The organism is Rhodococcus sp. SJ-3 (assembly GCF_051918125.1).
Lineage (GTDB): Bacteria > Actinomycetota > Actinomycetes > Mycobacteriales > Mycobacteriaceae > Rhodococcus.
Window position 1 is genome coordinate 5,093,803 of record NZ_CM123306.1, and the last position, 12,904, is coordinate 5,106,706.

Below are 12,904 nucleotides of genomic sequence, written 5' to 3' on the forward strand. Positions count from 1 at the left end.
CGCACATCCGATGTGCGGGCCGCGACGTTGTCATGCCGCCGATCCGACCTGCGCTGCGGGAATCTTGCTGCGGCGCCGGCGACCGGTGGCGAGCGGGAGCGTCATCGCCGCGATGATCATCCCGGCGCCGAGGGTGGCGAGGAGTGAGATCGATTCGCCGAACGCCAGGGCACCGAGAATCAACGCGACCACGACCTCGAGATATGACAGCCCCGACAATTCCGCGGCCCGCAGGTGCTTGCCCGCGACGACGAGCAGACCCAGAGCGAGCAGACCGCACACGACGAAGAATCCGGCGGCCCACGCCCAGTTCATAGCGGTCATGCCCGTTACGTCGGGCCGGGTGACCACGACCATCGCCGCGGTCGCGACCGCACCGAAGGCGAAGTTCCAGAAGCTGCGGACGTCGGCGGGCATATCGGAGCGATACCGGTAGCAGAGCAGCGCCAGACCGTAGAAGAGGCCCGACGCGACGCCGAGCACCGTACCCAGGCTCTCCTGGTCGGACCCTGCTGGCGGGTCACCGCCGATCAGTCCGGCGGCCAGCAGCATTCCGGCGAACGCGGTGACCAGCGACAGGGCGTCCAGACGCGTGATCGATTCTTTGAGAAGAACCCGGGCAAGCACCGTTGCGATGAGCGGACCGAGATAGTGCAGAACAACGGCCCGCGACAGATCGGTGAGCAGCGTGGAAGACAGATAGGTGGCCAGCGACAAGCCGAGGAACACGCCGCCGAGCACGATCGACGGTGACAACCGCGTGCGGCGGATCGCGCCGAGCCGACGGGAGAAGGCGATCAGGAGCAGCATCCCCACGGTGCCGACGAGCATCCGGCCCAGGGTCAGAGCCTCGCCCAGTGCTGCGCCGGGCGGGGTGGCCATGCGACCGAAAAGCCCTGCGGCGCCCATGGCGGTTGCGGAAATGACGATGGCGGCGATGCCGAGCCGTCGATTCGTACGCGCAGGCCGGGGCGTGGTCGTCGGTGCGACGGGAGCGGGCACAGTCTGGACGCGCGGGGATGCGCCGACGGTCAGCGTCAAGGAACTTCCTCCGGACAGGGTGCATCACGCACCGGGGGCGGTGGTTCCCCGCTCTGTCATCGGACCTGAGAGCTTTCACGGATCCTGTCGGATCCGCCTACACCGTCGGTGAGCCCCGAAGGACTGCTTTCCAGAGTTGCCTCGCGTGCGGCGGTCTGTGGGCCTGAGAGATTCCCGGGAGGTTGCTCCTTCGGCGCCCGCAGATGCGGGACTCTCCCGCCGCAGTTCAATGGCATATTCAGTTGCGCCCGCAAGTATGCCAGTCCGGCTGTGTCGATGAGAACTCAAGTGATCAAGGCGTGGCCGACCCCACACGCCGCGGCGGCCCACAACACACTCGTCGACGTGCCGATGATGAATTGCTCGGACGCCTGCGGTTCACGCAGTTCCGGGTATCTGGCCAGGCCTTTGACCGCCATGATGATCGCGATGCCTTCCGGCCATCCCGCCAGGATGGATGCCGCGACCGCGCCGCGCTCGAGGACGCCGATGACCCGGCCGCCGCGTAGCGGCCCCGGTGGTGGGGTCGGTGTCGGTCCCGCGTCGGGCTGCCGCCTGGCGATCCGGAACGCGACGAGCACGGCCGGTCCGCCCCCGGTGATGGCGACGACGGTGGTGAGGGTGAGCGTCGCCCCGAGCGCGAAACCCTGAGCGGGATCGGTTGCGGCTGCGGTGAGAGCCGCTGACCCGAGTGCGATCGCGGTCACTGCCGCCCCGATCCACACCGGAAGCCGCGGGATCAAGGACAGGGCAGGCGCGGCGGCTGCGACAGCGAGGAGCGCCAGAGAGGTGACGGTCAACGATCGGCCCTTTCGAGGAGTCGGTGCAGCAACAGACGGCCGGCGAGTTCGGCCTGCCACCCGGCAGTGAGCAGGCGCTGGGACACGGCCTGTTTACTGATGCCGAGTTCGGTGGCGATCTCGGACTGGGACAGTCCGGCGCGCGCAAGCGTGACGGCTTCGACACCCTGGTCGGTACGGCGCACCACGATGGTCGCGAGGAGGGTCAGGGCCGCGTCGACGTCGGATGCCGAATCGGCGTCGGTGCCGTCGGCAGCGATTCGGCCGGGCGCATTCTTGGCGCGTTCTACGGCGGTGCGGGCGTGCTCGAACGCGGGACCGCGACCGGCTCGGGTCTGGGCAGGAAGCGGTGTTTCGACGGGGCCGATCCCGATGCCGATACTCCAGTTGTCCCGCTCGAGCAGATCCAATGCGAGATCGATCACCGTGCCGGAGTCGTCGGACACGGCCTGGACTTCGTCGCCGGCGGTGCGTTCGAACTTGCGGAGCAGGGGAACGTCGTGGAGTTCGACGAGCAGATCTTCGACGCGATCGATGTCGCGGCGACTGCCGCGTTGGTCGACCGTCAACACGTACATGGAACAAGGATGGAGGCTTGAAATCAAGAAATCAAGCCTTCAGGCTTGTCTCCTCGTCTTGGGTGCCCGTGATGGCATCAAGTGCCGACCCCGCAGGCTGAGGAAGGCGTGCCTCGAGTAGGAGGCCGCCGACACCGAGCACAATGCAGAGCGCCGTCACTGCCACCAATGCAGGACTCGACTGCCCGGTGAGCACGTCGCCCAGCAGCACCACGGCAACGGTGCCAGGCAGGATCCCGATCACGGTGGCGACGGTGTACGGCGCCAGGCGCACGGACGACACCGCGCAGCAGCAGTTCACGACGAAGAACGGCGCCGCGGCGATCAATCGCAGCGACCCGACGGCAAGCCAACCGCGCCGGGCGAGACGCAGATCGACGGCCTTCGCTGCAGGATGGGTCAGGTATGACGTCACGACACCCCGACCCAGCGCCCGTACCAGCAGGAAAGCGAGGACTGCGCTTACCGTGGTGGCTGCCGTGGTGACCGCGATACCCACGGCGGGACCGAACAGGACCCCGGCACTGAGAGTGAACACCGTGCGCGGTACCGGACTGATCGTCACGAGCGAATGGACAGCGAAGAAGAGCAGGACCAGCAGCGGACCGTCGACAGATTCCGACCACTGGCGGATCTGCGCGATCGACGGATGGGGGAGCAGAAGCGCCGCCGCGGCCAGTGCTGCGAGGAGTGCGAGGATGCCGATGACCCTGCGGTCCCTGAGAATCCTCATCACGGGGACCCAGCGTACCCGGCGGGGTGCGTGGGCATGTGGCACGGAGGAATGCGAGCTGGGGGTCGCATCCTGGAGCATCCACGGTTATCGATCGCTAGAGAAATTGTGGTGATCCCCACGATTTCACACCGGAGTGTGCGGCTAGCATCACAACTACATCGGCTTAGTGTTTGCGAGGCGTCATGCCCCGCGGCCCACCCCGGCCGCTCGAGAGCCTGCCCACCCGCAGTAGGAGGAAATCGCACGTGTCATTAGCAGCAGAGGCCGAGGACGCCGCGCGCGCATACGCGCAGTGGCAGCAAGCGGTCGCGGGCGTACTCGCCAAGTCGCGCCGCGTCGATCCGGCAGAACTCGGCCCGGAGCCGCAGCGCCTGCTTGAGACCACCACGTACGACGACGTGACGGTTGCTCCGCTCTACAGCAGCCGCGACGAACGCCCGGAGGCTCCGCTGCCCGGGCAGTTCCCGTACACCCGTGGCGGCTCGTCCACCCGTGACGTCAACGCAGGCTGGCTCGTGAGCGCCCGGTTCGACGGGAGCGACGCCAAAGACCTGAACGAGCGCATCCTCGATGCTCTCGAGAACGGTGTCAGCGCCCTGTGGCTGCGAGTCGGCGAGGGTGCACTGCCCGTCGACGGACTGTCCGCGGCACTCGACAAGGTGCTGTTCGACCTCGCGCCTGTCAGTCTCGACGCAGACAGCGACCTCGCTGCCGCCGCGGAGTCCCTGTACGCGCTGCTCGACGCACGCACCGACGTCGCCGACCGCGGCGCAGTGCGTATCTCACTCGGCGCCGCGCCGCTGACCAGCGCCTTCTCCGGCCGCGCTGACGTCACCGTCGACGACGCCGTCGCGCTCGCCGTCGCGTCCGCAGAACGCGTCGAGACCGTCCGCGCCATCACCGTCGACGGCACCGCCTTCCACAACTCGGGCGCATCCGACGCTGAAGAACTCGGTGCGGCGATCGCTGCAGGCATCGAATACGTCCGAGCCCTGGTCGCGGCGGGACTGTCCGCGCAACAGGCTCTCGGCCAGATCGAGTTCCGGTTCGCGGCCACCGACGACCAGTTCCAGACCATCGCCAAGTTCCGGGCAGCCCGTCAACTCTGGGCGCGTGTCGCGCAGGTCGCCGGAGCGAGCGACGCCGGAAACGCCCCGCAGCACGCAGTGACCTCCGCTGCCATGATGGCCCAGCGCGACCCGTGGGTGAACATGCTCCGCACCACCCTCGCTGCGTTCGGCGCCGGAGTCGGTGGCGCCGACGCCGTCACCGTTCTGCCGTTCGACGCCGCATTGCCCACCGGTGCCGTTGGCGTGTCCGAGGCATTCTCCGCGCGCATCGCTCGCAACACCAACCTGCTCCTGCTCGAGGAGTCCAACCTCGGTCGTGTCCTCGACCCGGGCGCAGGATCCTGGTACATCGAGGATCTGACAGCACAGGTCGCGGGCAAGTCGTGGGAGTTCTTCCAGCAGATCGAGGCAGCCGGCGGATACCGTGCGGCCCTCGACGCCGGACTGGTCTCCGAGCGCATCGCCGCTACCCGCGCCCGCCGCGAGGCCGATATCGCGCACCGTAAGTTCTCCGTCACCGGCATCAACGAATTCCCGAACCTCGCCGAGGCCCCCCTGCCCGCCGGTGTCGCCGACTCGGGTGCCTTCGCGGCGCGCTACGCAGCACCGTTCGAGGCGCTGCGCGATCGCTCCGACGTCTTTCTCGCTGTGCACGGCTCCCGGCCCACGGTGCTGCTCGCCCCCCTAGGGCCCGTCGCGGAACACAACGTGCGCACCACCTTCGCCAGCAACCTGCTCGCAGCCGGTGGCATCGAGGCCGTCAACCCCGGACCGGTGGATCCGAGCGACGACACCCTCGCCGCCGCGGTCCGCGACTCCGGCGTCACGGTCGCCGTGCTGTGCGGCACCGACGCCCGCTACGGCGAGCACGCAGGCAGTGCCACCGCGGCGCTGCGTGCCGCGGGGATCACCACCGTGTTGCTCGCAGGCCCGGAGAAGGCCGTGGGCGACGCGCAGGGCGACAACCGTCCGGACGGTTACCTGACCGCGCGCATCGACGCGGTCGCTGCACTGACCGATCTTCTGAACACCCTGGGAGCGTAAGTGAGCATCCAATCCGAGATCGGCAGCTTCGCCGATGTCCCACTGACAGATCCGGATTCCCCGGAACCCGCTGCTCCTACCGCGGAGCAGACCGCCGCACTCGTCGATTCCGTAGCGTCCGCGAACAACTACACCGTCGACGACGTGGTGTGGAACACCCCCGAAGGCATCGACGTCAAGCCGGTCTATACCAAGGCCGACCGTGACGCCATCGCCGCCGAGGGCTACCCGCTCGGTAGCTACCCGGGCATCGCGCCGTTCGTACGCGGCCCCTATCCGACGATGTACGTCAACCAGCCGTGGACTATTCGCCAGTACGCGGGTTTCTCGACGGCAGCCGAATCCAACGCTTTCTACCGTCGTAACCTCGCCGCCGGGCAGAAGGGCCTGTCGGTGGCCTTCGACCTCGCGACCCACCGCGGCTACGACTCCGACCACCCGCGCGTCCAGGGCGACGTCGGCATGGCCGGTGTCGCTATCGACTCGATCCTCGACATGCGTCAGCTGTTCGACGGCATCGACCTGTCGAAGGTGTCGGTGTCGATGACGATGAACGGCGCGGTGCTGCCGATCCTCGCGCTGTATGTCGTGGCTGCGGAAGAGCAGGGCGTGACGCCCGAGCAGCTGGCCGGAACCATTCAGAACGACATTCTGAAAGAGTTCATGGTCCGCAACACCTACATCTACCCGCCGAAGCCCTCGATGCGGATCATCTCCGACATCTTCGCGTATACCAGCACGAAGATGCCGAAGTTCAACTCCATCTCGATCTCCGGCTACCACATCCAGGAAGCCGGCGCCACCGCCGACCTGGAGCTGGCCTACACCCTCGCCGACGGCGTCGAGTACATCCGCGCCGGCCTCGACGCAGGCATGGAGATCGACAAGTTCGCGCCCCGCCTGTCGTTCTTCTGGGCCATCGGCATGAACTTCTTCATGGAGGTCGCCAAGCTCCGCGCCGGCCGGCTCCTGTGGGCCGAACTCGTAGAGAAGTTCGATCCCAAGAACGCGAAGTCGCTGTCCCTGCGTACCCACTCGCAGACTTCCGGTTGGTCGCTGACCGCGCAGGACGTGTTCAACAACGTGGGACGGACCTGCGTCGAGGCGATGGCCGCGACCCAGGGGCACACCCAGTCGCTGCACACCAATGCGCTCGACGAGGCGATCGCGCTGCCGACCGACTTCTCTGCCCGCATCGCCCGCAACACGCAGCTGCTGATCCAGCAGGAGTCGAACACGGTCCGTCCGATCGACCCGTGGGGTGGCTCGCACTACGTCGAGTGGCTCACCAACGAGCTCGCGAACCGGGCCCGCGCCCACATCGCCGAGGTCGAGGAGGCCGGCGGCATGGCGCAGGCCATCAGTGAAGGTATCCCGAAGCTTCGCATCGAGGAGGCCGCGGCCCGCACCCAGGCCCGTATCGACTCCGGTCGGCAGCCACTGATCGGCGTCAACAAGTACGTGCCTGCCGAGCCGGACAGCATCGAGGTCCTCAAGGTCGACAACACCAAGGTGCGCGCCGAGCAGCTCGCCAAGCTCGAGAAGCTCCGCGCCGAGCGTGACGAGGACGCGACGCAGGCGGCCCTCGCCGAGCTCACCCGCGCCGCGGCATCGACCGAGGGTGGTATGGAGAACAACCTTCTGGCGCTCGCAATCGACGCGGCCCGCGCCAAGGCCACGGGCGGCGAGATCTCCGACGCGCTCGAGAAGGTGTACGGGCGCCATCAGGCCGAGATCCGGACCATCAGTGGTGTGTACCGGGACGAGGCCGGAAAGGTGAGCAACATCTCGAATGCAATCGAACTCGTCGAGAAGTTCGCCGAGGAGGAGGGACGTCGTCCCCGCATCCTGGTCGCGAAAATGGGCCAGGACGGCCACGACCGCGGACAGAAGGTGATTTCCACCGCCTTCGCCGACCTCGGATTCGACGTCGACGTCGGACCGCTGTTCCAGACCCCCGAAGAGGTCGCCCGGCAGGCGGCCGACAACGATGTGCACGTCATCGGCGTGTCGTCGTTGGCTGCGGGACACCTCACCCTGGTGCCCGCGCTCAAGCACGCGCTCGCGGAGGTCGGTCGTGCGGACATCATGATCGTGGTCGGCGGTGTCATTCCGCCCGGCGACTTCGACGAGTTGTACGAGGCCGGGGCTGCGGCGATCTTCCCGCCCGGCACCGTCATCGCCGATGCCGCGGCCGGCTTGCTCACCAAGCTCGCCGACCAGCTCGGACACTCTCTCGCGAGCTGATATGGGTGACACCTCGATCGGGAATTCCGTGACGCGCCGTCGTCCGGTCGACCTCGACGCTCTCGCGACCTCTGTGCTGGCCAACGAGCGAGCCGGACTCGCGAGGGCCATCACCCTGATCGAATCGACCCGCGACGACCATCGGGAGCAGGCGCAGCAGCTGCTGCTGCGCCTGCTCCCGCAGGTGGGTGGTGCGATCCGGGTCGGTATCACCGGTGTGCCGGGAGTCGGGAAGTCCACCTTCATCGACGCGCTGGGCATGTACCTGATCGGTAAGGGACATCGGGTCGCGGTGCTCGCCGTCGATCCGTCGTCGACGCGGACCGGTGGGTCGATCCTGGGCGACAAGACCCGGATGGCGCGCTTGTCCGGCGAGCAGGACGCGTTCATTCGCCCGTCACCGACGGCCGGCACCCTCGGCGGTGTCGCGAAGGCGACCCGCGAGACGATGGTGCTGCTCGAAGCAGCCGGTTTCGACGTGATCCTGGTCGAGACCGTCGGTGTGGGACAGTCGGAGGTCACCGTCGCGAACATGGTGGACTGCTTCTGTTTCCTGACACTGGCCCGCACCGGCGACCAGCTGCAAGGCATCAAGAAGGGCGTGCTCGAGCTCGCCGACCTCGTCGCGGTGAACAAGGCGGACGGCAACCACGAGCGCGACGCGCGAGTCGCCGCACGTGAATTGTCCGGGGCGATGCGCATGGTGCACCCGCATGACGCGTTGTGGAAACCGCCCGTGATCACCATGAGTGGCCTCGAAGGCGTTGGTCTGGACACGTTCTGGGACACCGTCCTCGAACACCGGAAGGTGCTCACCGAAGCGGGTCGGTTCGAGGAGAACCGCAGTCGCCAACAGGTCGACTGGACGTGGACGATGGTGCACGACCAGCTGCTCCGGCGTCTCGAAGGCAATCCGCGCGTCAAGGCGATCCGCGGTGACGTCGAGGCCGGAGTGCGCGACGGGTCGCTTACCGCGGCCATCGGTGCGCAGCAGATTCTCGATGCTTTCGACGGTGTCGGCAGCGACGAGAACGACGGTCCCTCTCGGTGACCCAGGGCATCGGTGCGCGGATCGCGTTCGCCGGTTTCGGTGTACTCGCCGCGGTACATCTGCTCGCCCAGCTCATCGATCCCGTGGCGATGCTGGTCGACGCCACTCAATGGCTACTCATGCCGGTGCTGGCGACCGCGCTCGTACTCGGCACGACCGCGCCCCGATCACGGCTCGTCGAGCTGACGCTGGTGGCGTTGGCCTTCTCCTGGCTCGGCGACACCGCACCCGATCTGTTCGACGGTGACACCTCGTTTCTGGTGCTCGTCGGATTCTTCCTGTGTGCGCAGGTGACGTACATCGCGGCGTTCGCACCGTACCGGTCCGGAAGTGTGCTGCACACCAGGCGCTGGGTACTCGCGGTCTTCGCAGTCGCCGTCGTCGTGCTGGTTGCCGTGTGCGCCCCGGGTGCGGGCGTACTGGTGGTCCCCGTCGTGCTCTACGCGCTGTGCCTGGCCACGATGGCGGTACTCGCCACCGGAGTCGGGCGCACCGTCGCGATCGGCGGTGTGGTTTTCGTGGTTTCCGATTCGCTGATCGCCTTGCGTGCCTTCGTCGACGACTTCCCCCTGCCGATGTCGGGCTTCTGGGTGATGCTCACCTACATCTCGGCGCAGGTGCTCATCACGTGCGGCGTGATGTCCAGGGCACGAGATGAGAACACCGATAGGAGAGCGGTCGGTCAGCTCGACTGAGCGGACACGAAAGCGGGCGCGGTCACCATATCGGTGACCGCGCCCGCGCTCGTTCGAGACCGGTTGTTCAGCGGCCCGGTTCGTTCAGCCGCCCGGTTCGTTCAGAGGCCGAGGAGTTCCGTGGCGGCGGCGACGGCCGCGGGCCCGTCCAAGCTGGGGGAGTCGGCCCACTGCCCGCCCGTGATCGAGACACGCACGTCCGGGAATTCGACGGTGGTAACCGTGATTCCGGCTACGTCGGTTCCCATATTCATCGTGTAGGCGACGCCGCCCTTCGATTCGACGGTGCTGTCGGAGAGCACCTCGAGTCCTGCGGTGCTGAGCACCGAGGGGTCCGACACGGCGCCGTTCCCGGTCTCGATCATGACCTCGACCGTGCGGATGTCGTCGAGGCTCGCTGCGGCGTCGGGCGTCGTCCAGGTGCAGTACACGCCGTAGTCGCTCGAGCCGTTGTCCGGGTCGGCGTCGAGTCCGTCGATGTATTGATCCACGGCGGGGGACACGTCGTCGCAGCTGGAGAACTTCGTGAGAAGGTCAGCGTCGAGCGTCTCGATGCTGACGTCTCCTTCGGAGAAGGAGGCATCGGCTGTCTCAGAGGCGTTGCCGCTCTCGGAGGCAGACGTGTCGTCGGACGAGCAGGCGCCGAGGACGAGCGCGCAAGCGAGGGCGGCAGGGAGGGCGGCGAGGCGAAGTCGATTCACGCGGCGAATGTTATCGGGTGTGGCGCACCGAACTGATCTTGGTGTGGGTGATTTGTCCGGTCAAGGTGCGTGCTAGATTTTTTGGCCCTGTGGATCTTCCTGCAACGCTGTCGGAGTCGGGGCCTCGAGCTTCTCGAGGCCGCCGGACGACTCGGCGGCGGTGAGCTTCGAACGCTTCCACGACACCACCAGCAGCGTGATCCAGCCGGCGATGAGCAGCATGTAGAGCAGCGTTGCGACGGTGCTGGACACCTCGAACGTGTCGAACAGCTTGTACAGATTGGTCACCACGATGACGCCGCCGACCGCGGTACCCAACAGGGTCGCCGGAACGCGGGAAACCAGCCATGCCGCGACCGGTGCCGCCAGCGCACCGCCGATCGCCAACCCAGCGACGATGAGCAGGTTGTCGAGCGATTCGCGCCCCAGACCGATCAGGAATCCGATACTTGCTGCGACCGCGACAAGGAACTCCGAGGCACTGACCGAGCCGATCACTGTGCGCGGTGCGGTCTTTCCGCGGGAAAGCAGTGTGCTGGTGGTGATCGGACCCCAACCACCGCCTCCGCTCGCGTCGATGAAACCGCCGAAGAATCCGAGGGGAGAGAGGAACTTCGCGGTGTGCGGCGAGGTACGGGCATCGGCCACGGCCGGCGGGCGCACCGAGAAGCGCAGGGCCACGTACACGCCGATGATCAGCAGGATCGTCGCGGTGACCGGAACAGCCGCTTCCGTGGACAATCCAGAAAGGACTGTGGCACCGAGGAACGCACCGATCGCACCGGGTACGCCGAGTCGCAGCACGACCTTCCAGTCGATGTTGCGGAAGCGCCAATGTGCAACACCGGACACCAGGGTGGTACCGACCTCGGCCAGGTGAACCGCGGCACTCGCGTGCGCCGCGCCGACACCGCTGAAGATCAGCAAAGTGGTGGCAGTGACACCGAACGCCATGCCGAGAGCGCCGTCGACCAACTGGGCACCGACACCGACCAACGTGAAAACGAGGAGATTGAGCATGCATCGCTCCGTGCGACTGGAAGGAACCTAGACGAACACGACGAGCGGTGCGACACCGCTCAGAAGGACATCCAGGAACAACACTCGCAGTCGAAGCACGCGCCACGACGGGTAGGCCAGAACGCCATCAGCGCAAGCCGAGCGGCCGGAGCCGTCTCGATGCTCATCGCGTACATGGTGCCCTATCTTCCATCGGCTACTTCGGTCGCCGGACAGGCGACCGATCGAGCATAACCTCCCGGCTACTCCGAAACCACGCCGGTACGAAGATTCAGGGTAGACGGCGTGTCGAGATCTCGAAGCCCGCTGCACGTAGCCGCTCGGTCAGCACATCGCCGAACGCCACCGCCGGAGTGAGCACGCCACCGCCGGCATGCAGCGCCGAACCTCCCACTGCCAACGACAGCGCGGATTCACTCAGCATCACCGCGGTCGCCTTGTAGCCGGGATCACCCTTGGCGGCTATCCGCGCCGTGTAGCGGGCGCCGGTTTCGGTGGTGGTGAACAGATCGACCGTGAAGTGCCCGCGCTCGCGGGTTCGTTCCGACGGGCCCTCCCCGGGTGCGGGCAACACCTTGTCGAGAAGGAATCGGGTCGGCCGGAACGACAGGCCCGCCACGAGTGCACCCAGCCCCACTGCGACGGCTCCGGCGATCACCGGGGACGCAATCGACGAGCCGACGTTCATCACCTCCCGATACCGGAACCGCGGTCCGTAGGTCCCTTCGGTCAGCGCGCTGCTGCGCCGCACCACCCGGGTGTTGACCGACGCCATCGCGAACGGCGCCTTCCATCCGGTCAGCTCCGGAGCGATCGATTTGCCGTCGACCAGCGCGACATCGCTCTGCCTGCCGTGATCGGGTTCCAGACTCCGGTCGGGCGACAACGAGTAGGGACTTGCCGCGATCTTCCGTGCGACGCGATCCCCGCGCACCACCTCGAGCTGGTTGCGCAGCGAATCGATCGTGCCGCCGCTGACACCGCCTCGCATCGAGGTCAGGACGAACGTGGTGTCGGTCAGTGCGCCGGCGCCGTCCGCGTCTGCGGCACGACGCAGAGCATGGACACCGAGATCGGACGGAACCGAATCGAATCCGCACGCGTGCACGATACGGGCGCCCGTGCGGCGTGCGATGTCGTCGAACCGGTCGATGCTCTCGCGCTGGAACAGCACCTCCCCGGTGAGGTCTACATAATCGGTGCCCGCTTCGGCACACGCCTGGACCAGCGGTATGCCGTACCGGGCGTAGGGGCCGACCGTCGTGATCACCACGCGCGTCTCGGCTGCCATCGAGGCGAGGGAGCCGGGGTCTTCCGCATCCGCGATGATCAAAGGCCAGTCGGCGGCAGGCGAAGGAAGCGTCGAGCGCACAGCATCGAGCTTGTCGCGGGAACGGCCGGCGAGGCCGACCGTCAGACCGGACGGCAGGTGGCGGGCGAGATACTCGGCGGTGAGCCGGCCGACGAAGCCGGTGGCGCCGTAGACGACGACGTCGAGATGGCGTGAGGCAGTCATGCCGCCACCCTACTGTCGGGTAAGTCCCGGTGCGGCCTTTCCCGCCCGCGCACGCCCGTGGCGTAGCCACAGCACCGTCCAGGACACCACGATGCACACCACGACACCGGCACGGACCAACCCCAGTGCCGATTCCGGATAGATCACGCCGGTCAGATAATGATCGATGAATCCACCCGCAGGCAATCCCGACTCACCGGCCTTGCCCCTGGCCCAGTTCTCTGCCGACGTCAACGGACAGTCGAACCCGATGATCACCGACCCGGCGCCCCACATCACAGCGAGCGCATGGGTGACGATCGTGCGCGGCCACCGCCACGTGAGGAACCCGCCGAACGCGACGTAGAGCACGAACAGCAGATGGACGAACGCAGTGGCGTCGGCAAGGAGCCGGTATGCCATGCA

12 protein-coding genes and 1 riboswitch are annotated in these 12,904 nt (G+C 67.1%); of the genes, 4 read left to right on the plus strand and 8 right to left on the minus strand.

The genetic code is table 11. The features are described from left to right. Positions 1 to 30 precede the first annotated feature (30 nt). The 4 genes from ACTDXD_RS23775 to ACTDXD_RS23790 form a co-directional block, all read right to left on the minus strand. Complete coding sequence (locus ACTDXD_RS23775; RefSeq protein WP_440124639.1) at positions 31 to 1,041, minus strand: DMT family transporter; 1,011 nt, start codon at positions 1,039 to 1,041, stop codon at positions 31 to 33. A gap of 141 nt (positions 1,042 to 1,182) precedes the next feature. Next, positions 1,183 to 1,270: riboswitch (glycine riboswitch) on the minus strand. Between the two features lie 55 nt (positions 1,271 to 1,325). Then, positions 1,326 to 1,841 (minus strand): hypothetical protein, encoded by a 516-nt coding sequence (locus tag ACTDXD_RS23780; RefSeq protein ID WP_440124640.1) that lies wholly within the window; start codon positions 1,839 to 1,841, stop codon positions 1,326 to 1,328. Continuing rightward, positions 1,838 to 2,419, minus strand: a complete 582-nt coding sequence (locus tag ACTDXD_RS23785; RefSeq protein ID WP_440124641.1) for a hypothetical protein — start codon at positions 2,417 to 2,419, stop codon at positions 1,838 to 1,840. The genes ACTDXD_RS23780 and ACTDXD_RS23785 overlap by 4 nt, the downstream gene beginning before the upstream one ends. 31 nt (positions 2,420 to 2,450) lie before the next feature. Beyond that, a complete protein-coding gene (locus ACTDXD_RS23790) occupies positions 2,451 to 3,152 on the minus strand; it encodes a TVP38/TMEM64 family protein (protein ID WP_440127771.1) in 702 nt (233 codons plus the stop codon). A gap of 248 nt (positions 3,153 to 3,400) precedes the next feature. Here ACTDXD_RS23790 and mutA point away from each other — a divergent pair, with 248 nt between their 5' ends. From mutA to ACTDXD_RS23810, 4 genes are read left to right on the plus strand one after another with little or no spacing between them, the layout of a single operon-like run. Then, the gene (gene mutA, locus ACTDXD_RS23795) at positions 3,401 to 5,269 is read left to right on the plus strand and encodes a methylmalonyl-CoA mutase small subunit (protein WP_440124642.1); all 1,869 of its coding nucleotides are present in this window, start codon (positions 3,401 to 3,403) and stop codon (positions 5,267 to 5,269) included. Next, positions 5,270 to 7,516 carry a methylmalonyl-CoA mutase gene (scpA, locus tag ACTDXD_RS23800; RefSeq protein WP_440124643.1) on the plus strand — a complete coding sequence of 749 codons (2,247 nt, stop codon included), beginning with the start codon at positions 5,270 to 5,272 and terminating at the stop codon, positions 7,514 to 7,516. A gap of 1 nt (position 7,517) precedes the next feature. After that, positions 7,518 to 8,567, plus strand: a complete 1,050-nt coding sequence (meaB, locus tag ACTDXD_RS23805) for a methylmalonyl Co-A mutase-associated GTPase MeaB (protein ID WP_440124644.1) — start codon at positions 7,518 to 7,520, stop codon at positions 8,565 to 8,567. Next, entirely contained in the window at positions 8,564 to 9,262 is a 699-nt protein-coding gene (locus ACTDXD_RS23810) for a lysoplasmalogenase (protein WP_440124645.1), read from the plus strand. Before meaB ends, ACTDXD_RS23810 begins: the two co-directional genes overlap by 4 nt. 101 nt (positions 9,263 to 9,363) lie before the next feature. Here the strand turns inward: ACTDXD_RS23810 and ACTDXD_RS23815 are convergent, their stop codons facing one another. From ACTDXD_RS23815 to ACTDXD_RS23830, 4 genes are all read right to left on the minus strand, one after another. Next, positions 9,364 to 9,963: a hypothetical protein gene (locus ACTDXD_RS23815; protein ID WP_440124646.1), complete on the minus strand. Its 600-nt coding sequence runs from the start codon at positions 9,961 to 9,963 to the stop codon at positions 9,364 to 9,366. Between the two features lie 72 nt (positions 9,964 to 10,035). Continuing rightward, a complete protein-coding gene (locus ACTDXD_RS23820) occupies positions 10,036 to 10,983 on the minus strand; it encodes a sulfite exporter TauE/SafE family protein (RefSeq protein ID WP_440124647.1) in 948 nt (315 codons plus the stop codon). Positions 10,984 to 11,254: 271 nt separating this feature from the next. Next, positions 11,255 to 12,499 (minus strand): saccharopine dehydrogenase family protein, encoded by a 1,245-nt coding sequence (locus tag ACTDXD_RS23825; protein ID WP_440124648.1) that lies wholly within the window; start codon positions 12,497 to 12,499, stop codon positions 11,255 to 11,257. 9 nt (positions 12,500 to 12,508) lie between these two features. Continuing rightward, positions 12,509 to 12,901, minus strand: a complete 393-nt coding sequence (locus ACTDXD_RS23830; RefSeq protein ID WP_440124649.1) for a DUF2784 domain-containing protein — start codon at positions 12,899 to 12,901, stop codon at positions 12,509 to 12,511. Between the last annotated feature and the right edge of the window lie 3 nt (positions 12,902 to 12,904).